At 73.2% G+C, this 19,686-nt stretch carries 20 protein-coding genes; 6 read left to right on the plus strand and 14 right to left on the minus strand.

Features of this window, described 5'->3' with window-relative positions; translation table 11 throughout:
* Positions 1-16: 16 nt before the first annotated feature.
* Genes FHG89_RS01735 through FHG89_RS01745 form a run of 4 tightly spaced genes read right to left on the minus strand, consistent with a single transcriptional unit; the run spans position 17 to position 3,436 of the window.
* Positions 17-826 carry a sirohydrochlorin chelatase gene (locus FHG89_RS01735; RefSeq protein WP_425280144.1) on the minus strand — a complete coding sequence of 270 codons (810 nt, stop codon included), beginning with the start codon at positions 824-826 and terminating at the stop codon, positions 17-19.
* Positions 808-1,569, minus strand: coding sequence for a phosphoadenylyl-sulfate reductase (locus tag FHG89_RS01740; RefSeq protein WP_139582214.1), 762 nt, complete (start codon positions 1,567-1,569; stop codon positions 808-810). Before FHG89_RS01740 ends, FHG89_RS01735 begins: the two co-directional genes overlap by 19 nt.
* A complete protein-coding gene (locus FHG89_RS32735) occupies positions 1,566-1,727 on the minus strand; it encodes a hypothetical protein (RefSeq protein ID WP_167517323.1) in 162 nt (53 codons plus the stop codon). The genes FHG89_RS01740 and FHG89_RS32735 overlap by 4 nt, the downstream gene beginning before the upstream one ends.
* Positions 1,724-3,436, minus strand: a complete 1,713-nt coding sequence (locus tag FHG89_RS01745) for a nitrite/sulfite reductase (protein ID WP_139582215.1) — start codon at positions 3,434-3,436, stop codon at positions 1,724-1,726. The genes FHG89_RS32735 and FHG89_RS01745 overlap by 4 nt, the downstream gene beginning before the upstream one ends.
* 346 nt (positions 3,437-3,782) lie before the next feature.
* Between FHG89_RS01745 and FHG89_RS01750 the strand changes: the two genes are divergently transcribed.
* Positions 3,783-5,330 carry a glycosyltransferase family 39 protein gene (locus FHG89_RS01750; protein ID WP_244295094.1) on the plus strand — a complete coding sequence of 516 codons (1,548 nt, stop codon included), beginning with the start codon at positions 3,783-3,785 and terminating at the stop codon, positions 5,328-5,330.
* Positions 5,331-5,638: 308 nt separating this feature from the next.
* Here the strand turns inward: FHG89_RS01750 and FHG89_RS01755 are convergent, their stop codons facing one another.
* On the minus strand, positions 5,639-7,234 hold the full coding sequence (locus FHG89_RS01755) for a PAS domain-containing sensor histidine kinase (RefSeq protein WP_139582219.1): 1,596 nt from the start codon (positions 7,232-7,234) through the stop codon (positions 5,639-5,641).
* A gap of 25 nt (positions 7,235-7,259) precedes the next feature.
* On the minus strand, positions 7,260-8,291 hold the full coding sequence (locus FHG89_RS01760; RefSeq protein ID WP_139582282.1) for an SIS domain-containing protein: 1,032 nt from the start codon (positions 8,289-8,291) through the stop codon (positions 7,260-7,262).
* Positions 8,292-8,479: 188 nt separating this feature from the next.
* Here FHG89_RS01760 and FHG89_RS01765 point away from each other — a divergent pair, with 188 nt between their 5' ends.
* Positions 8,480-10,327 carry a tetratricopeptide repeat protein gene (locus tag FHG89_RS01765; protein WP_139582220.1) on the plus strand — a complete coding sequence of 616 codons (1,848 nt, stop codon included), beginning with the start codon at positions 8,480-8,482 and terminating at the stop codon, positions 10,325-10,327.
* Positions 10,328-10,359: 32 nt separating this feature from the next.
* Here the strand turns inward: FHG89_RS01765 and FHG89_RS01770 are convergent, their stop codons facing one another.
* Complete coding sequence (locus FHG89_RS01770; RefSeq protein WP_139582222.1) at positions 10,360-11,940, minus strand: MDR family MFS transporter; 1,581 nt, start codon at positions 11,938-11,940, stop codon at positions 10,360-10,362.
* Positions 11,941-12,052: 112 nt separating this feature from the next.
* Between FHG89_RS01770 and FHG89_RS01775 the strand changes: the two genes are divergently transcribed.
* Entirely contained in the window at positions 12,053-12,664 is a 612-nt protein-coding gene (locus FHG89_RS01775) for a TetR/AcrR family transcriptional regulator (protein ID WP_139582223.1), read from the plus strand.
* A 13-nt stretch (positions 12,665-12,677) separates the two neighbouring features.
* On the opposite strand, the gene FHG89_RS01780 is transcribed toward FHG89_RS01775, so the two are convergent.
* Complete coding sequence (locus tag FHG89_RS01780; RefSeq protein ID WP_139582224.1) at positions 12,678-13,187, minus strand: GNAT family N-acetyltransferase; 510 nt, start codon at positions 13,185-13,187, stop codon at positions 12,678-12,680.
* Positions 13,184-13,405, minus strand: a complete 222-nt coding sequence (locus tag FHG89_RS01785; protein ID WP_203178709.1) for a biotin/lipoyl-binding carrier protein — start codon at positions 13,403-13,405, stop codon at positions 13,184-13,186. The genes FHG89_RS01780 and FHG89_RS01785 overlap by 4 nt, the downstream gene beginning before the upstream one ends.
* A gap of 220 nt (positions 13,406-13,625) precedes the next feature.
* Between FHG89_RS01785 and FHG89_RS34375 the strand changes: the two genes are divergently transcribed.
* A complete protein-coding gene (locus tag FHG89_RS34375; protein ID WP_369814844.1) occupies positions 13,626-13,700 on the plus strand; it encodes a 50S ribosomal protein bL37 in 75 nt (24 codons plus the stop codon).
* Positions 13,701-13,825: 125 nt separating this feature from the next.
* On the opposite strand, the gene rsrA is transcribed toward FHG89_RS34375, so the two are convergent.
* The 5 genes from rsrA to FHG89_RS01810 form a co-directional block, all read right to left on the minus strand.
* Positions 13,826-14,113 carry a mycothiol system anti-sigma-R factor gene (gene rsrA, locus FHG89_RS01790; RefSeq protein WP_089019138.1) on the minus strand — a complete coding sequence of 96 codons (288 nt, stop codon included), beginning with the start codon at positions 14,111-14,113 and terminating at the stop codon, positions 13,826-13,828.
* A 1-nt stretch (position 14,114) separates the two neighbouring features.
* Positions 14,115-14,942, minus strand: a complete 828-nt coding sequence (locus tag FHG89_RS01795) for a sigma-70 family RNA polymerase sigma factor (protein WP_139582227.1) — start codon at positions 14,940-14,942, stop codon at positions 14,115-14,117.
* A 231-nt stretch (positions 14,943-15,173) separates the two neighbouring features.
* Complete coding sequence (locus FHG89_RS01800; protein ID WP_139582229.1) at positions 15,174-15,791, minus strand: alpha/beta hydrolase family protein; 618 nt, start codon at positions 15,789-15,791, stop codon at positions 15,174-15,176.
* Between the two features lie 52 nt (positions 15,792-15,843).
* Positions 15,844-16,236, minus strand: a complete 393-nt coding sequence (locus FHG89_RS01805) for a WhiB family transcriptional regulator (protein WP_139582231.1) — start codon at positions 16,234-16,236, stop codon at positions 15,844-15,846.
* A 194-nt stretch (positions 16,237-16,430) separates the two neighbouring features.
* The gene (locus FHG89_RS01810; protein WP_139582233.1) at positions 16,431-17,135 is read right to left on the minus strand and encodes an SOS response-associated peptidase; all 705 of its coding nucleotides are present in this window, start codon (positions 17,133-17,135) and stop codon (positions 16,431-16,433) included.
* A 103-nt stretch (positions 17,136-17,238) separates the two neighbouring features.
* Here FHG89_RS01810 and aroA point away from each other — a divergent pair, with 103 nt between their 5' ends.
* Positions 17,239-18,540 carry a 3-phosphoshikimate 1-carboxyvinyltransferase gene (gene aroA / locus FHG89_RS01815; RefSeq protein ID WP_139582235.1) on the plus strand — a complete coding sequence of 434 codons (1,302 nt, stop codon included), beginning with the start codon at positions 17,239-17,241 and terminating at the stop codon, positions 18,538-18,540.
* A gap of 121 nt (positions 18,541-18,661) precedes the next feature.
* A complete protein-coding gene (gene rsgA / locus FHG89_RS01820) occupies positions 18,662-19,672 on the plus strand; it encodes a ribosome small subunit-dependent GTPase A (protein ID WP_139582236.1) in 1,011 nt (336 codons plus the stop codon).
* The last annotated feature ends 14 nt before the right edge of the window (positions 19,673-19,686 follow it).

Here is a 19,686-nt window from a genome sequence, read left to right on the forward strand (position 1 = left end):
CCATGACGGCCCGGAATCACCCAGCCGGTGCCACGACACGCCCCGACCGGTCGTCGACCCGGCGCAGCACCAGATCGGCCACCTCCGGCGCGTCGGTCAACGGGGCTGACACCGCCACCGCGCCAGCCGCCCGAGCAGACTCGGCCACCGCGTCGTGGAACAGGCCCGGCGCCAGGAAATACCCGGCCACCGCCACCCGTCGGGCGCCGGCCGCCCGCAACCGGGACACCGCCACCCCGGCCCCCGGCGGAGCCGCCGAGGCGTACGACACGCGGCAGGGCACCCCGAACTCGACGCCGAGCGCGTCCGCCACCCGGCCCACCGAGCCACGCGCCCGCGCGTCCCGGGTGCCCGCGGCCGCCAGCACCAGCGCGTCGAAGCGACCCGGGCACACCTCACCGAGCCGGCGCCGCAGCCCGGCCAGCAGCGCCGCGTCCACCGACCCGTCCGCCGGGCCGAGCACGTCGGTGACCCGTACCGCCAGCGGTGGCCCGGACCGGGTCGCCGCGGCGACGGCCGCCGGGATGTCCACCCGACGGTGGTACGCGGCGGTCAGCAGCAGCGGCACCAGCACCGCCCGCCGGTGACCGGCCACCGCCAGGGCACGCAGCACCTCGGTCGGCCCCGGCTCGGTGTGGTCCAGCCAACTCGGCCACACGTCGACGCCAGGACGGGCCGCCGACACCGCCCGCGCCAACGCCCTGGTGGCCTCGGCGGCTCGCGGATCACGGCTGCCGTGCGCCACCAGCACCACCGGGTCCGCCCCGCCTGCCACGTCGGGGCCGGTCGAGGGCGACACCGGGGAGGTCAGACGTGCAGTCCGCACTCGGTCTTCTCGAACATGGCCCACCGGCCCGCCCGCGGGTCCTCGCCGGCCTTCGTCCGCCGGGTGCACGGCCAGCAGCCGATCGAGCCGTACCCCTGCTTGAACAGCTCGTTGACCGGCACGTTCCACCGGGCGATGTACGCGTCCACGTCCCCCTGCGACCACGCCGCGATCGGGTTGACCTTCACCTTGCCGCGCCGCGCGTCGAAGGTCACCACAGGCGTGTTGGCGCGGGTCGGCGACTCGTCCCGACGCAGGCCGGCGGCCCAGGCGTCGTACCCGGACAGCGCCCGCTCCAGCGGCTCCACCTTGCGCAACTGGCAGCAGTCGTCAGGCGACTTGTTGAACAGCCGCGGACCGTACTGGCCGTCCTGCTGTCCCACGGTGAGCCGCGGCCGGATCGACCTGACGTTCACCGGGAGCGTCCGCGCCACCTCGTCGCGTACCCGCAGCGTCTCGGGGAAGTGCAGGCCGGTGTCGAGGAAGACCACGTCGACCCCCGGGGCCACCCGGGACACCAGGTGCGCCAGCACCGCGTCGGCCATCGAGCTGGTGACGCAGAACCGGTCGCCGAAGGTCTGTGCCGCCCACCGGGCGATCTCCAGCGCCGGAGCGCCCTCCAGGTCCCGGGCGGCCTCCTCGGCGAGCGTGCGCAGCTCGTCCGGGCCGCGCCGGGACGGGTCGACAGGCGTCGGGCCACCCGGGCCGACCAGGCCCAGGCCTGCGGCGGAGACCAGGCTCATCGGGTCACCGCCCGCGACAGCAGCCCGGTGAACTTCACCGAGAAGACCCTGGCGCAGGCGTGGCACTCCCAGGCGCCGTGCCCCGCCTCGTGCGGCCGCAGGTCCTCCTCGCCGCAGTAGGGGCAGTACAGAGGTGCCGCTCGGTTCTCGCTGCTCACCGCAGTTCCTCCTCGTCGACTCTGATCACCCAGTTGGCGAACGTCTCGCCCTCGCCGCGCCCGGCCAGGTAGCGGCGGGCCAGTCGTTCCACGTACTCCGGAAGCTCGTCGGCTGTGGTCTTCAGGCCGCGCAGCTTGCGGCCGAACCCGGCCGTCTGCCCCTGCGCCATGCCCAGGCCGCCACCGAGGTGCACCTGGAAGCCCTCCACCTGGCGGCCGTCCGGGCCGACCACCAGCTGGCCCTTGAGCCCGATGTCGGCGACCTGCGTGCGCGCGCAGGCGTTCGGGCAGCCGTTGATGTGGATCGAGATGTCCACGTCGAAGTCACGCAGCCGCTGCTCCAGCCGGGCCACCAACTCCTCGCCGCGGGCCTTCGTCTCGACGATGGCGAGCTTGCAGTACTCGATGCCGGTGCACGCCATGGTGCCGCGTCGCCAGGCCGACGGACGGGCCTCCAGACCGATCCCACGCAGCGCGTCGACAAGCGACTCCGTCCGCTCCGACGGCACGTCGAGCACCAGCAGCTTCTGGTACGGGGTCAGCCGTACCCGGTCACTGCCGTGCGCCTCCACCACGTCGGCCAGCTGGGCGAGCTGCCCGCCGGAGACCCGCCCGACCACCGGCGCGGCGCCCACGTAGTACCGCCCGTCGGCCTGCTCGTGCACGCCGACGTGGTCGATCGGCTTCGCCGGCAGCTCCGCCGGCGGGCCGTCGAGCAACGTCCGGCCCAGGTACTCCTTCTCCAGGACCTCGCGGAAGCGCTCCACGCCCCAGTCGGCCACCAGGAACTTCAACCGGGCCCGGTTGCGCAGCCGGCGGTAGCCGTAGTCACGGAAGATCCCGACCACCCCGGCCCACACGTCCGGCACCTCGGCCAGCGGCACCCAGACACCGAGCCGCTGGGCGAGCATCGGGTTGGTGGACAGGCCACCGCCGACCCAGACGTCGAAGCCGGGGCCGTGCTCGGGGTGCTCGACACCGAGCAGGGCGATGTCGTTCGACTCGTACGGGGTGTCCACCAGCCAGGAGATCGACGTCTTGAACTTGCGGGGCAGGTTGGAGAACTGCTTGTCGCCGACGTACCGGGCGACGATCTCGTCGATCGCCGGGGTCGGGTCGAGCACCTCGTCGCGGGCCACCCCGGCGACCGGGCTGCCCAGCACGATCCGCGGGCAGTCGCCACACGCCTCGGTCGTCTGGAGGCCCACCGATTCCAGTCGACGCCAGATCTCCGGCATGTCCTCGACCCGGATCCAGTGGTACTGGATGTTCTGCCGATCGGTGATGTCGGCGGTGTCCCGGGCGAACTCCCGGGAGATGTCCGCGATCACCCGCAGCTGGGCCAGGCTGAGCTGCCCGCCGTCGATGCGGACGCGGAGCATGAAGAACTCGTCCTCCAGCTCGTGCGGCTCCAGCACGGCCGTGCGCCCGCCGTCGATGCCCGCCTTGCGCTGGGTGTAGAGGCCCCACCAACGGAACCGACCGCGCAGGTCCTGCGGGTCGATGGAGGCGAAACCGCGGTGCGCGTAGATGGTCTCGATCCGCGCCCGGACGTTGAGCGGGTCGTCGTCCTTCTTGATCCGCTCGTTGGCGTTGAGCGGCTCGCGGTGCCCGAGCGCCCACTGACCCTCACCCCGTGGCCGGCGCGGCGCCCGGGCCGGACGGGCCGCCGGGTCCTCGGAACGGGCCGGGATGCTGCTGACCGCCATCGCGGCGTCCTCCGTTGTCTGCTGTGCCTCGGGGTACGCGGGGCGCGGCGGCCGGCCCGGCGAAGCGGGCGGGACAACGGTGTCTTCAGACAGCCGGCGCGGAGCGCGCCCGAGACGGATTGGTCGGGCGTCGTCAGTAGGCCGGACAGATCGCGCTGCGCACGCGGCCGTAATCGACGTGGCGACGTGCCACGAAGCGGCGGACGACAGCGGCGGTCATGTGGTCATGCTGCCACACCCCATGGGGGCCGGCCAATGTCCGCGTGCTGGATCCCACATCACGGGCCGGGCGTTCGACGGAAGCGGGCTGACACCACGGACCGCGTGGCCGTGGCAGGCTCGGACCGTGGGCGGATTGTCCGAGTCGACCGGGGCGGCGTGGGAGCACCTGCGCCGCCTGCCGGTGTGGCTCCCCCCGGCGCTGCTGACCCTGGCGGTGGCCCTGACCGGGCTGGGCTCCGCCCAGCTCTGGCGCGACGAGCTGGCGACCTGGAGCGCGGCCACCCGGTCTCCCGCCGACCTGGCCCGGCTCGCCGGCACCATCGACGCCGCCACCGGGCCGTACTACCTGCTGATGCACTGCTGGACCAGAGTCTTCGGCGACTCCACGATCGCCCTGCGCGCGCCGGCCGTGCTGGCGATGACCGTGGCCGCCGGGTTGCTCGCCGTGCTCGGCGCGCGGCTCGTCGACAAGCGTGCCGGCCTCTTCGCGGGGCTGCTGTTCGCGGTGCTCCCCGGCACCTCCCGCTACGGCCAGGAGGCCCGCCCGTACGCGCTGGCCACCATGCTCGCGGTGCTCGCCACCCTGCTGCTGGTGATCGCGCTGCGCCGGCCGGGCTGGGCCCAGTGGGCCGGCTACGCGGTCGCTGTGGCCGCTCTCGGGCTCATCCACCTGATCGCGCTCACGCTGCTCGCCGGGCACGCGCTGGTCGTCCTGCTCTACTGGTGGCGCGGCCCCGCCGAGGCCGGCGTCGCCAGCCCGGAACAGCCCACCGCCAACGGGGACCGTCCCGCCGTCAGCCGGGACCGTCCCGTCGCCGAGCGGGACCGGCGGGTGTGGCGGTGGGTGGTCGGCGTGCTTCCGGTCGCACTGCTGGCCGGTCCGCTGCTGCTCAAGGCCCGGACCCAGCAGTCCCGGCAGTTGAACTGGGTCAGCCTCGCACGATGGGACGACCTCACGGCGCTGCCCGGGGGCGTGGCCCAGAGCAGTGTGGTGGGCGGCCTGCTGGTCGGGGTCGCCGCGCTGGGCGCGGCCCGGCTCGGGCGACGCGCCCTGCTGCCGGTGAGCGCGGTGCTGCTGCCTGTGCTGCTGCTCTTCGCGGCCGGCACGGTCGTACCCCTGTGGGTGCCCCGGTACCTGGTCTTCGTGGTGCCCTTCGCGTGCCTGCTGGCGGGCGCCGCGCTGGCCGCGGTGGCCACGCCGGCCGCGCTCGTCGTGGTGGTCCTGGCCGGGCTGCTCGGTCTGCCCGACCAGGCCGCGCTGCGGCGGACCCACGAGTGGCCGCGCAGCGCGCCGGTGGACTACGCGGGCGCGGCGCGGGTCATCGGCGACGGTCAACGGCCGGGCGACGCGGTGGTCTACTCGCCCCGGCACAGCTGGCTCTTCCTCGACCTCGGCATCGAGTACCACCTCGGCGACCCGCCACGGGACGTGCTGGTCACCGACGACGAGGTCCGCCGGGGCGACCTGTGGGCCGCCGAGTGCCCGCGACCGGCGCAGTGCCTGGCCGGCGCGCCCCGGGTGTGGTTGGTCGTCGCCGGCCGGCACGCCGAGCCACTGGCCACGGTCTCCGGCGCCAAGGGAGACGCGCTGCGCGCGGACTTCACCGTCGCGCAGGTCTGGCCGCGCCCCGGCCTGACCGTCGCCCTGCTGACCAGCCGCCCCGACCGCTGACCCGCTGACACGGCCCTGTCGCCACCCCGGGCCCACCGCTGCTCAGGCCGTCGCCGCTCAGACCGTCTCCGCGCCGGCCGGGAGATGCGCCGCGTGATCGTTGCCCTCTGCCGTCACCGAGCCTCAGCTCGATCGGCCGGACCGCCGCAAGCTACGGCCGGTGGCTTCCGCCAGCCGTCAGACCGCCGTCACCCCGGTAGGCGATATACCTGTGAGTCATAGCTATTCACAGGTATATCGCTCGAAACGACAGCACCGCTCAGACGCGATGCCTCGCCGACGGCGCGGCGGCGCGGGCGGCGCGGCGGTCAGGCCTGTGAGCGCCCGTCGTGGTGGGCGTTGCGGGCCAGCGGGACGACCAGGACCGCCTCGGTGCCACCGTTGGCGCCCGCGCGCAGCTCGATGGTGCCGCGCAGCTCCCCGGTGACCAGGGCCCGGACGATCTGCAGCCCGAGTCGGCTGCCGCGCTCGGCGTCGAAGTCCGGTGGCAGTCCACGCCCGTTGTCGGCTACCGAGACGTGCAACATCTTGCGGAACCGGTGCGCCGAGACCACCACCTCCGGCCGCACCGACGGGTCGACCTCGGGGACGATGGCCGGCACCATGCCCGACGCCGCGGGCCCGGAGGGCTCCTCCGCCTCGTCCGAGGGTGGGAAGCCGTGCTCGACGGCGTTGAGCAGCAACTCGTTGAGGACCATCACCAGCGAGGTGGCGATCTCCGCCGGCAGCACACCGAAGCTGCCCCGCCGGCGCATGCCGACGCTCACCTCGGTAGCCGCGACCTCGGTGGCCGCGCTCGCCACCCGGTCGACGATGCCGTCGAACTCGACCGCCTCGTCGCTGGACATGGAGAGCGTCTCGTGCACCAGGGCGATCGAGGCGACCCGCCGGACCGACTCCTCCAGCGCGACGCGGGCCTCCGGCATGGACACCCGGCGGGCCTGCAACCGCAGCAGGGCGGCCACCGTCTGGAGGTTGTTCTTCACCCGGTGGTGGATCTCCCGGATGGTGGCGTCCTTCGTGATCAGCGCCCGGTCCCGGCGACGGACCTCGGTGATGTCCCGGACCAGCACCAGCGCGCCGATCGGCACCCCGGCGGGCATCAGCGGCAGCGCCCGGGTGAGCATCGTGGCGCCACGCGCGTCGATCTCCCGCCGGGGCGGCGCCTCTCCGCGCAGAGCAGCCAGGATGCCGTTCGCCGCCTCGGTGCCGTCCAACGGGTCACCGGCCAGCCTGCGGTGCAGCGCGGCCAGGTCCTCCCCCACCAGGTGGGAGGCGTAGCCCAACCGGCGGTACGCGGACTGCGCGTTCGGGCTCGCGTAGGTGACCTTGCCGCCGGCGTCCAGCCGGACCAGGCCGTCACCGACCCGGGGCGCGGAGGTGGTCTCGCCCGGGTGCCGGGGCGGCGGGAAGGTGCCGTCCGCGATCATCTGGGCCAGGTCGTCGGCAGTGGTCAGGTAGTTCAGCTCCAGCTGGCTGGGCGTACGCGCCGTGGAGAGATTGGTGTCCCGCCCCACCACGGCGATCACCTCGCCGGCCTCACCCTCGGCGGTCCGCAGCCGGACCGGGATCGCCTCGTGCCGGGCCGGCACGTCGCCGTACCAGACCGGGTCGCCCTCGCGCCAGATCCGGCCCTGGGAGTACGCCACCCCCAGGTGCGCCACCTCCGGTCCGCCGACGATCCGCCCCACCTGGTCGTCCTGGTACGCGGTGGGGGCGGTCGTCGGGCGGACCTGGGCGACGCAGAGGAACGTGCCGTCCGCGTCGACCGGCACCCAGAGCAGCAGGTCGGCGAAGGACAGGTCGGACAGCAGCTGCCAGTCGCCGGCGATCCGGTGCAGGTGGTCGATGTCGGCCGGACGGAGATGGGTGTGCTCCTCGGCGAGGTCGCGCAGCGTGGACACGGTGACCAGGGTGCCACGCCACGCCTCACATCGTCGCGGTGACCTTCTTCAGGCCGCGCGGCGCATCCGGATCCTCGCCCCGGGTGAGTGCCAGCGCCAGCGCGAGGCGCTGCAACGGCAGGATGTCCAGCAGCGGGGCGTACCGCTCGTCGACCTCGGGGACGGCGAGCCGGGTGGCGCCCGGAACGTCCGCGGAGCCCACCACCACCACGTCGGCGCGGCGTTCGCCGAGGCGGGGCAGCACCTCCCCCATCGACCGGCCACCGGGGCCGGAGCCGACCACGGCGAGCACCGGCACCTCCGGGTCGGTCATGGCCAGCGGCCCGTGCAGCAGGTCGGCGCCGGAGAAGGCGAGCGCCGGCAGGTACGAGGTCTCCATCAGCTTCAGCGCCGCCTCCCGGGCGGTCGGGTAGGCGTACCCCCGGCCGGTGGTGACCAGTTGCCGGGCGAAGCGGTAGCGCGGCGCGAGGCGGGCCGGGGTGTCGTCGGCCAGGGTGCGGGCGGCCAGGTCGGGTAGCGCGGCGAGCGCCTCCCGTTCGGCGGCCGGGAGTACGCCGTCGCCGGCCCGGACGCCCTCCACCAGCATCAGCAGGGCGAGCAGTTCGGCGGTGTACGTCTTGGTGGCGGCCACCGCCCGTTCGTGCCCGGCGGCGATGTCGATGCTCAGTTCGGCCACCTCAGCCAGCGGCGAGTCGGAGGCGTTGGTCACCGCGAGGGTCAGCGCGCCGGAGGCCCGGGCGGCGCGCAGCACCTCGGCCAGGTCGGGTGAGCCGCCACTCTGGCTGACGCCGACGACAAGCGCGTCGGACAGGTCGGGGCGGGCGCCGTAGAGGGTGACGACGCTTGGCGAGGCGAGCCCGGCGGGCAGGCCGAGCCGGATCTCGGTGAGGTACGCCCCGTAGAGGGCGGCGTGGTCGGAGGTGCCGCGGGCGGTGAAGACCACGTGCCGCGGGCGGCGCTCGGCCACGGCCGCCGCGACCCGGGCGATCTCCCCGGCGTTGGCGGCGGACAGCAGACGCTCGTACCCGGCCGGCTGCTCGTCGATGTCGGCGGCCATCCCGGCCCCTGCACGTGTCACGGACTCTCCCCTCCTGCGCGAATGCCGCGCGTTTGCTGCTCAGTCTTGCATCTTTCAAGGCGACCGAGCAATCGAACGAGCAGTAGTGCGCAGTTGATCACCTGATCATCCCAATATCAACTACAGTTGGCCCGCTCTATCCGCTGTAGCTGCGACGAGAGGACACCGTGCCCGAGGGAAGGGACGACCCCGCGCTCTCCGCGACGGAGGAGCTGGCCCTTGCCCGGCTGGCGCTGGACGAGGGCGACCTGCACCACGCCGCCGGTCACCTCGCCGGCGCGCTGGCCCGCGCACCCACCCTGCCGGAGGTGCACGAGACACTGGCCCGGCTGGCCGCCGCCAGCGGAGGCGGGCTCGACCTCTTCCCGATCAACCACCACACCTACGTCGGCGCGGTCGTCGCCCGGGCCCACCTACTGGCCGCCACCGGCCGTCCCGCCGAAGGGCTCGAGCTGCTGGCCGCCGCGACCGGGTACGCCCCCGGCACCGAATGGGCCGCCGTTCCCTGGGTGACCACACCCGAACTCGCCGAGCGGCTCGATCCGGAGCGCACCGCCCGGATCCTCATGCAGGTCTGCTCCGCGCTGCCCGACCCGGTGCCCCGGATCGGTCGGGCGGCCCTGGCGCCGTACCTCACGCTGGCCCGCAACGCCGTCACCGTCCGCCCCGAACACGGTCTGCTGCTGGGAGCGGCGTCCGCGCTGGCCCGACGCCTCGGCGAGGTCGCGCTGGCGATCCGGTGGGCCGCCCGGGGCGTACGCGCGCAACCGTCGAAGATGGGCGAGGTCTGGCTCGGGTACGCGTACCGCAGCGCGGGCCGGACCCGCGACGCCCTCGCGGCCCTCAACCGGGCCGTCGCGCTGGACCCCGACGACCTGGCCGTCTACGCGGACATCGCCGGCACCCTCGCCGAGACCGGCCGGCTCGACGAGGCGTTGGAGTGGACCGAGCGGGCACTGGCCCGGGACCCGTCGTTCGACTGCGCGGTGCACACCGCCCACCGCCTGCGGCATCTGCGCGACGGTGACCTGGCCCATCTCGTCGCGCTCGCCGACTTCGTCCGGGACCACCCCGACGACAGCCACGAGCACGGCGACCTGGCCCAGTGCTGTCGGGGCCGACCCTGGCTCGGGCAGCTCACGCCGGCCGGTGGCCCGCTCATCGACGCGATGCGCCGGGCGGTGGCCGACGACGACAACGGCATGGGCAGCGCCGTCCGGTTGGCGGCGGCCGCGCCGCCAAGCGCCGTACGGACGGTCACGTCGACGGCGCCCGGGCTACGGATCGAGATCACCGGCACGCCGGAGCCGGACCCGCGCGAGCCCCGCCGGGCGTCCGCCCAGCGGTTGTGGGACTACGCGGACAGCGTCCCGACGCCCGCGCTGCCGGAGCCCTCGGCGGCGGCGGTCGAGCGGATCGGGCAGGTCGCCCACCCGGCGTGGCCGCATCCCCCGGCGGCGTACGACGCGGCGGTCGGCCTGGCCGGCCTCGACGTGGCCGATCTGCTCGGCCTGCTGGTGCACCCGCCGGCGGCGCCGGCCAACGCGGTGGGCCGGCTGCTGGCCGCCCACGACCCGTCGGTCTGGGTACGCGGCGTGCAGGTGTGGGCGTGTCTCGGTCTGCTGCACCACCGCACCGACGAGCCGTGGGACACCTCGACGCGACGCCGGGTGCTGCTGGACCTGGTCTGGGGCGTGGAGGACTGGATCACGGAGGCGGCGCTGTTCGCCCTGGTCACCGCCGCCTGGGTGGACCCGCAGGTGCGGTCGGACGTGGCACGCGTGGTGGCCGAGAGGCTGGCCGACGTGGCCGCCGTGGCCCGCGCGAGACCGGTCCCGATCGCCGCCTCGCTGGCCCACCTGGCGCTGGCCGCCCCGGCACTGGACGCCACCACAGCGGCCCTGGCCACCGAACTGTTGGCCGACCGCCGGTCCCACCAGACCCTGCCCCGCCCCCGCAACCCGTTGCGCCGCCTCTGGCACCGCCTCACAAAGGGTGCGCCGCGCCGACCGTGAGGTCGGCGCGGCGCTTTGTGAGGTGGGGTGGGTCAGGCCACGGGGGCCTTGCCGAGGGCGATCTCGGCCTCCTCCTCCGGGGAGGCCTGCGGTGGGGCCTCGTTCGCGGTGCGCAGCGGGATCTCCTTGATGAACCAGGCGAGCACCGGGATCGCGACGGTGAACACCACCGCCCAGAGGAAGACGTGCGAGATGGCGTCGGCGAGCCCACCGAGCACCAGCTCCCGCGCCTGGGCGGGCAGATCCTTGAGCATCTCCAGGTCCATCTCGGCGCCGGACTTGCCACCGAGCGCGCCGCCCGCCGCGGAGTCGGCCAGTCGGTTGGCGAAGATCGCGCCGAACAGCGAGATGCCGAACGAACCGCCGATCGACCGGAAGAAGGTCGCCGCGCCGCTGGCCGCGCCGAGGTCCTTCTGCTCCACGCTGTTCTGCGCGATCAGCATGGAGGTCTGCATGAGGAAGCCCATGCCGACGCCGAGCACGACCATGTAGAGCGAGGACGTCAGCTTGCTGGTGTCGGTGTCGAGCATCGACAGCAGCGCCATGCCCGCGGCCATCACCACACCGCCGATGATCGGGTACGCCCGGTACCTACCGTTCTTCGTGATCGCCCGCCCGATGACCAGCGAGACGACGAGCATGCCGAACATCAGCGGCAGGAGCAGCAGGCCGCTGTTGGTCGCCGACGCCCCCTGCACGGTCTGCTGGTAGAGCGGCAGGAAGTTCATCGCGCCGAACATCGCGAAGCCGAGCAGGAAGCCGATCACCGAGATCAGCGCGAAGTTGCGGTTGGCGAACAGCCCCAGCGGCAGGATCGGCTCCGGGACCCGGCGCTCGACCAGGCCGAACACCACAAGTGCGAGCACGGCCAGCACGGCCAGGCCGAGGATCTGCGGAGAGGACCAGTCGTACTGGCTGCCACCCCAGGTGGTGATCAGCACGATCGCGGTGATGCCGACCGAGAGCAGCCCGGCGCCGAACCAGTCGATCCGGTGCTCGGTGCGGTACTTCGGCAGGTGCATCGTGGTGATCAGGACGAGCAGCGCGACGCCGCCGAGCGGCAGGTTCACGTAGAACGCCCAGCGCCAGGAGAGGTGGTCGGTGATGAAGCCGCCGACCAGCGGGCCGGCCACCATGGCGATGGCCATGATGCCGGCGATCATGCCCTGGTAGCGCCCACGCTCGCGGGGCGGGACCAGGTCGCCGATGATCGCCATCACGCCGACCATGAGGCCGCCGGCGCCCAGGCCCTGCACGGCCCGGAAAGCGATGAGCTGCACCATGCCGTCCTGCGGGCCGCCGAACATGCCCGAGCCGGCCATGCCGCAGAGGGCGGAGCCGACGAGGAAGATGACCACCGAGGTCAGGAAGACCGACTTGCGGCCGTAGAGGTCACCGAGCTTGCCCCAGATCGGGGTGGAGACGGTGGTGCCCAGGACGTACGCGGTGACGACCCAGGTGAAGTGGTCGAGGCCGCCGAACTCGCCGACGATCCGCGGCAGCGCGGTGCTGACGATCATGTTGTCGAGCATCGCGAGCATCATCGCGATCATCAGCCCGAACAGCACGACCCGTACGTTGGGTCGTGCGCCGGCCTGGGTTGCCTGAGTCATGGGTAAGCTCCCCCCGAGGATTGCCATACTTACTTGCCGCCCGGCTAGTCACCTTACTAGCCGCACGGTAAGTTGGGTAGCAGGAACGGGTCAAGCCAATTGGAGGGCGTGCGTGAGCGAGAGCACAGGCGGGACGCGAGAGCGCATCAAGGCCGTCGCGCTCGAGCTCTTCACCGAGCAGGGGTACGAGAAGACCTCGCTCCGGGAGATCGCCGAGCGGCTCAACGTCACCAAGGCCGCCCTCTACTACCACTTCAAGAGCAAGGACGACATCGTCGCCAGCTTCGTCGAGGACCGACTGAAGCAGATGGACGCCCTGACCGCGTGGGGCGAGTCGCAGCCACCCACCCTGGCCACCCGACGTGAACTGATCTCCCGCTACGCCGACACGATGTTCGGCGGCGAGATGCCCTCGGTGATGCGCTTCTTCGAGCAGAACCAGACCGTGCTCAAGAGCCTCTCCTCCGGCCAGCAGATGCGCGGCCGGATGATGCAGCTCGCCAACGCGCTCTGCCGGGGCGACGACTCCCCCGCCGCCCAACTGCGCGCAGCCCTGTCACTGTTCGCCGTACACACCAGCTGGTTCGCCGTACGCGCACCGAACCTGACCGACGAGGATCGCCGCCGGCTCGCGTTGGAGGTGGCCGACGAGCTGCTGGCCGCGATCGGCGGGAAGCCCGACGAGAAGGCCGCCACGGCCAGCTCGGGCGACACGCGGAGCTGACCTGCCCGGCCGGTCACCCGCGGGGAAGCGCCAACCGCAGGCCGAGCAGATCCACGCCCTCAAGCGGCGACCAGTCCTTCTCCGGCGACCGGACGAAGCCGAGCCGCTCGTAGAGCCGGTGCGCCGAGGCGGCCATCCCGGCCCGGACACAGATCACCACGGCCGCGCAGCCCAACTCGGTCGCACGGGCCACGCACGCCCGGACCAGCGCCCCGCCGACGCCACGCCCCTGCGCGGCCGGGTCCACCGCGAGCATCCGGAACTCCGCCTCGCCCGGCCCGGACAGCTCGGCGAACGGGGTGCCCGGCAGCACGAACGTGACCGAGCCCAGCACCGCGCCGGTCACCTCGTCCACCGCGACCAGCACCTCGCCACTGGCAGCCCGGGTCGACACGTCGGCCAGCACCACGCCGTACCCGTTCTCGCCCTTGAGCTGACCGTCAGCCTCGTACGCGGCCACGGTCAGCCGCGCCACCGCCGGGAAGTCGACCGGCTCGGCGCGCCGGACCAGCAGGCCGGTCAACCGATCACCGCGATCAGGTCACCGTCCTGCACGACGTCACCCTCGTTGACGGCGAGCTGCTGGACGACCCCGTCGGACTCGGCGATGACCGGGATCTCCATCTTCATCGACTCGAGGATCACCAGGGTGTCACCCTCGGACACGGTGTCACCGGTCGACGCGACGACCTTCCAGACGTTCGCCACCATCTCGGCGCGGATCTCCTCGGCCATGTCCAGGCCCTCCCTTTTCGCGATGTGCCTGCCGACGTATCCAATCATGCGGCGGTGGGACGCGGGTGCGGGAGCGGTGCGGCCGGTTGCCCGGCCGCCCTGAGGAAGGTGGCGCGCGCCGACCGCACTACCATCAGCGGGTCGGACCCGACGCCGGGCGGCCGGAGGGTGCACGGTCGCCGAGGTTGTGCGCACGAGGGATCCGACCCATCACGAGGAGGTCAGCATGGCGAAGAAGTCCCGCAAGAAGAAGGCCCGTAAGAAGAGCGCCGCGAACCACGGCAAGCGTCCCAACTCCTGAGTCGGCGCGGCGGGCCGCACGGTCCGTCACCGATCAGCCCGCACCCGGCGGACACCGGGTACACCGGTGGCCCGGGTCGACATCGACCCGGGCCACCGGTTTTCGTCCGTCAGATGGCGCGACGCTCAGTCGGCCAGCTCGCGGGAGTCACTGGTCTCGAAGACCACCAACTCGGTGAGCTTGACCCGCAACCGCTCGCGCAGCTCGTCCGGCGCGGTCTCGTTGCCGCAGCAACGGGCGACCAGGGCGCGGACCTCCTGCTCCAGCCCGTACTCGCGCAGGCACGGCCCGCACTCGTCGAGGTGGTGCCGGATCAACGTGCGCCGCTCGTCGGCGCACTCCAGATCCAGGTAGAGGTAGACCTCCGCGAGCACCTCGCGGCAGTCCGTCTCGTGCGGCTCCCCACAGCTCACGTCACACCTCCCGGCCGGCAGCGGCAGCGGTCGAGCCCTTCGACGAGCGGGCAGCACTGAAACCCCGCTCCGAGGCGTAGCGCTCGAGCAGCTTTCGCAGATTACGACGGCCCCGGTGCAGACGCGACATCACGGTGCCGATCGGCGTACCCATGATGTCCGCGACCTCCTTGTACGAGAAGCCCTCGACGTCGGTCAGGTAGACGGCCAGGCGGAACTCCTCCGGCAACTGCTGGAGGGCCTCCTTGACGTCGCTGTCCGGCAGCCGGTCGAGCGCCTCGGTCTCCGCCGAGCGCAGACCGCTGGAGGTGTGCGACTCGGCCTCGGCGAGCTGCCAGTCGGTGATCTCCTCGGTGGGCGCCTGGATGGGCTGGCGCTGCCGCTTGCGGTAGGAGTTGATGTAGGTGTTGGTCAGGATCCGGTAGAGCCAGGCCTTCAGGTTGGTGCCCTGCTCGAACTGGTGGAAGGCGGCGTACGCCTTCAGGTAGGTCTCCTGGACCAGATCCTCGGCATCCGCCGGGTTGCGTGTCATTCGCAGCCCAGCGGCGTAGAGCTGATCGACGAATGGCATCGCGTCCCGCTCGAAACGGGCCCTGCGCTCGTCCGTCTTCTCGGTGGTCAACCGCACATCCCCTCGCGTCGGATGCTTTCTCGCCGAGGATACGCGCCCGGACGTGACCACAGATTCACTTCCGGCTGGTGTGCCCGTGCTCACCGCTCCCACCCCGCCCGGTTCCACCGTCGCGGGCCATTCCGGAGCGTCCAGCAGCCGCTTGAGCTGCCGGGCCTCCCGTTCGTCCCGTTCCCGGATCCGTGTCTCGGTCGGCACCGGTCACCCCCCTCGCAAAAGTCGTCCGGGGGTAGTAACGCGTGACGGCGGGTGGGGCATTCCGTCCGACTCTCCCCGTTCCTGGTCCCGGCCCCGACGGGCGGCCGGCGCTGGGACCAGGAAGGGCCTGGGAGGGTTGGCGCCTCCCGCCCGAATCGGTCTGGCGGCACCATCGGATGCAACGACCCGCGCCCGGCACCGGACACGGTTCTCCCGACCGCCCGGGCCGGTTCAGTCGGCCGTCCAGCCACGGGCGCGCAGCCAGTCCCGCACCACGTCCGCCGTGCCGGTCGGATCCCGCCGCAGGTCGTGCGTCTCCCCCGGCCGGGTCACCACGTGCGCGGACGGCCCCGGCTGCGGCACCCCGAACGGGTCCCGGTCGCCGTTGACCACGAGCGTCGGCAGGCCGGTGTCCAGTTCGGCGGCCCGGGAGCGTTCCGGACGACCGGGCGGGTGCAGCGGAAACGCCAGCGCGACGACACCGGCCGCCCCCACCGCGTGGGCTGTCCGGCAGGCCACCCGCGCGCCGCTGGAGCGACCACCGACCACCAGTGCCGGAATGTCCGGGTGCCTGTCGCGGACGGCGGCGAGCACCGCCGTCCAGGCCTCGTCGAGGTGACCGGCGGGGGCCGGCGCGCGCCGGCCGGCGACCCGGTAGGGCTGGGTCACCCGGACCACCGCCACGCCGGCCGAGACCGCCGCGTCGCGTACCGCGAGCAGGTCGGGCGAATCCACGTTGCCGCCCGCACCGTGCCCGAGCACCAGCAGCGCGGCGGCCGGCCGGACCGGCAGGTCGGTGTCGATCCGCGCCGGACCGCGCGGGGTGTCTATCTGGTCGCTGATCGGCACCGGCCCATTCTGCGCTCCCCGGATGCCGGCCGGGCGGCGAGCGGGCCGATGGTCAGCTCAGCGGGACCAGGGTGAGTAGCCGGTCGCGTACCGGTGGGCCGGCGTCGTCGACGGCGGCCGGGTCCGGTTCGACCTCGCCGCGCCACGCGACGAGCATCGCCCGCCGTTCGCGGGGCGTCGTGGCGCCCCACACCCCGTGGCAGTCACCGACCTCCAGCGCCCAGGCCAGGCAGGACCCCTGCACGTCGCACGTACGGCACAGTGCGACGGCGGCGTCCGCCGGCTCGTTCGGCGCTGGAAAGAACGTCTCCGGATCGACGCTCTGACAGGTGCCTCTGGTGCGCCACGCGTCGTCCTGTCGCCTCTCCCGCAAGGCCCTCAGCAGTCTCGGATCTCGCCGCGCCGCAGCCACCTCATGCGGGCGGGGCATACGTGCCCGTGTCATCCACCCACCTCCCCCGTGGGACCGGCAAGATCGGTGGATGTCGTCCGCCCCGTGCGAATCGACACCCACTACCGGCGCTGTGTTCTATCGCACTTGTACACACCGAAACAAGGGGCTGCCGGGAACCTGACTGAACGGCTGGGAGACGAATCGCACACAATCCTGCCAAATCGGCACTCGACGATGCGTGAATGTCAGAACAGAGTCAGCTCCTGCGGCGCCGGACCCACCGGCACCCGCGCGGTCAACTGCGGACCGTCATTGCGGACGTCGCCCACCGCCGGACCCACCGGACGGATCTCCAGACCGGCCAGCCAGTCCGACGCCGGCGGGGCGAGCAGCCGGTCCGGCTCGTCCGTCGGCGCCAGCCACGACGACCACCGGTCCGAAGGCAGCAGCACCGGCATCCGGTCGTGCACCTCGGCCAGCTCGCCGAGCGCCGCCGTCGTCAGCACGCTGAAGGTCAGCCGGCTGGCCGTGCCGGACTCCCAGACCGACCAGATGCCGGCCAGCGCGAGCACCGATCCGTCGGCGGGGGTCATGTAGTACGCCTGCCGGCCGCCTTCGGGAAGCCGGACCCACTCGTACCAGCCGTCGGCCGGAACCAGGCAGCGTCGACGGGCGAACGCCCGGGCGTACGCCCGGCTGGTGGTCACCGTCTCCGCCCGCGCGTTGATCATGCGGGCCGCCCCGGCCGCCGACCGGGACCAGTGCGGCAGGAAGCCCCAGCGGCCCACGCACAGGCTGCGGTGCCCCTCCGGGGTCACCCGGACCAGCGGCACCCGGTCGGTGGGCGCGACGTTGTGATCCGGCCTGATCCCGCCGTCGGTGTCGTCGGACGACTCGAACAGCGCGCTCAGCTCGCCGGAACTCCGGGTCGTCGCGTACCTGCCACACATGGCACACACGCTAATGCGTCGGATGCCCGGTCGGCTGTCCCGCCAACCGGGAGTACGACCGCCGGTCTCCGCCGCCGACCTGCCGACACGGCAGAATGTAACCGTGGGGAATCTGACCGCGACCCGGCCGCCGCAGCCGTGGACCGCACCGACCGCGTCCGACCCGGTGGCGGCGACGCTGCGCCTGCCCGGTTCCAAGTCGATGACCGCGCGCGCCCTGGTGCTCAGCGCCCTGGCCGCCGGCCCGTCGACGCTGGCCCGGCCACTGCGCGCCCGCGACACCGAGTTGATGGCGGCCGGCCTGCGGGCGATGGGCGCGCACGTCTCGATCAGCGACGACGAGCGCTGGCTGGTCCGACCGCACCCGCTGGTCGGCCCCGCCCACGTCGACGTGGGCCTGGCGGGCACGGTGATGCGGTTCGTGCCGCCCGTGGCGGGCCTGGCCGACGGGCAGGTCACCTTCGACGGCGACCCGTACGTCCGCACCCGGCCCCTCGGTCCGCTTGTCGACGCGCTGCGCTCGCTGGGCGTCCGGATCGACGTCACCGGCTCCGGCAGCCTGCCGCTGACCGTGCTCGGCACCGGCCGGATCACCGGCGGCGAGGTGGTGATCGACGCGTCCGCCTCCAGTCAGCTGGTCTCCGGGTTGCTGCTGGCCGCCCCGCGCTTCGACCGGGGTGTCGTGGTGCGTCACGTCGGGCCGCCGGTGCCGTCCGCGCCGCACCTGCGGATGACCGCGCAGATGCTGCGGGCCGCCGGCGCGGCGGTCGACGACACCACCCCCGACGTGTGGACCGTCGAGCCGGGCCCGCTCACCGGGCGGGGCTGGGAGATCGAACCGGACCTTTCGGGCGCGGTGCCGTTCTTCGCCGCCGCCCTGGTCACCGGCGGTGAGGTGACTCTCCAGGGCTGGCCGCACAGCAGCGCGCAGCCGGTCGAGCAGCTCCGCTCGCTGCTGCAACGGATGGGCGGCGAGGTCACCCTCTCCACCGACGGGCTGACCGTGCGGGGCACCGGCGTGGTGCACGGCCTGACCGCCGACCTGTCCGACGTCGGCGAGTTGACCCTCGTGCTGACCGCGCTGGCCATGCTGGCCGACTCGCCGTCGGTCTTCACCGGCGTCGGGCACATCCGGGGCCACGAGACCGACCGGCTCGCCGCGCTCGCGCGGGAGTTCGGCGGGCTCGGGGCGGACATCACCGAGACACCCGACGGGTTGGAGATCCGGCCCCGCCCGCTGCGCGGCGGCGTGTTCCACACCTACCACGACCACCGGATGGCGCACGCCGCCGCGGTGGCCGGGCTCGCCGTGCCCGGCATCGAGGTGGACGACGTGGGGTGTACCTCCAAGACGATGCCCGAGTTCCCGGCACTATGGTCAGCGATGGTGACCGGCAAGAGCTGACGCGAGAAGAGGACAGGCCCTGGCGACGAGACGGCGGGAGTACGACGAGGACGACGTACGGGTCCGGCCCGGGAAGTCGTCGCGCCCGCGTACGCGCACCCGCCCGCAGCACGCCGACGCCGTGGACGGGTTCGTCATCGCCGTCGACCGGGGGCGTTACACGTGCGTGCTGTCCGGGGCCGAGCGCGGTGTGGTCGGCGCCGACCTGCCCACCGTCACCGCGATGCGGGCCCGCGAGTTGGGCCGCAAGTCGGTGGTGGTGGGTGACCGGGTCAGCCTGGTCGGGGACACGTCCGGCGCCGAGGGCGCTCTCGCCCGCATCGTCCGGATCGCCGAGCGGCGCTCGGTGCTGCGCCGCACCGCCGACGACGACGAGACCACAGCCGAGGGCCGGCTGGAACGGGTGGTCGTGGCGAACGCCGACCAGTTGGTGATCGTGAGCGCGTTGGCCGACCCGCCGCCGCGTACCGGGTTCATCGACCGTTGCCTGGTGGCCGCGTACGACGCGGACGTCGAGCCGCTGCTCTGCCTCACCAAGGCCGACCTGGCCGGGCCGGAGGAGGTGCTGGGCTACTACACCGAGCTGGAGCTGCCGTACGTGCTCAACCGCCCCGACTCCGACCTGGACGCGCTCCGTGCGCTGCTGAGCGGCAAGGTGTCGGTGCTGGTGGGGCACTCCGGGGTGGGCAAGTCGACGCTTGTCAACCGTCTCGTCCCGGACGCCGCCCGGGCGGTCGGTGTGGTGAGCGCGATCGGCCGGGGCCGGCACACGTCCACCAGCGCCGTGGCGCTGCGGCTGCCACCGGTGCCCGGGGTCGACACCGACCCGGGCTGGATCATCGACACGCCGGGGATCCGCAGCTTCGGGCTGGCGCACGTCTCGGCGGACAGCCTGCTGCACGGCTTCCCCGACCTGGTCGAGGGCACCGTCGACTGCCCGCCGAACTGTCCGCACACCGCCGACGAGGCCGACTGCGCACTGGACGCCTGGGTGGCCGCCGGCAAGGCCGACCCGCGCCGGCTGGCGTCGTACCGCCGGTTGCTCGCCTCCCGGGCCGGCGACGGTGACGCGCGCGGCGAGAGCAACCAGCGCGGGCCCGGCGAGGGTGACCGGCGCGGGCCCGACGAGTGACCCGCCCGGCGTCG

The organism is Micromonospora orduensis, assembly GCF_006228125.1.
Lineage (GTDB): Bacteria > Actinomycetota > Actinomycetes > Mycobacteriales > Micromonosporaceae > Micromonospora > Micromonospora orduensis.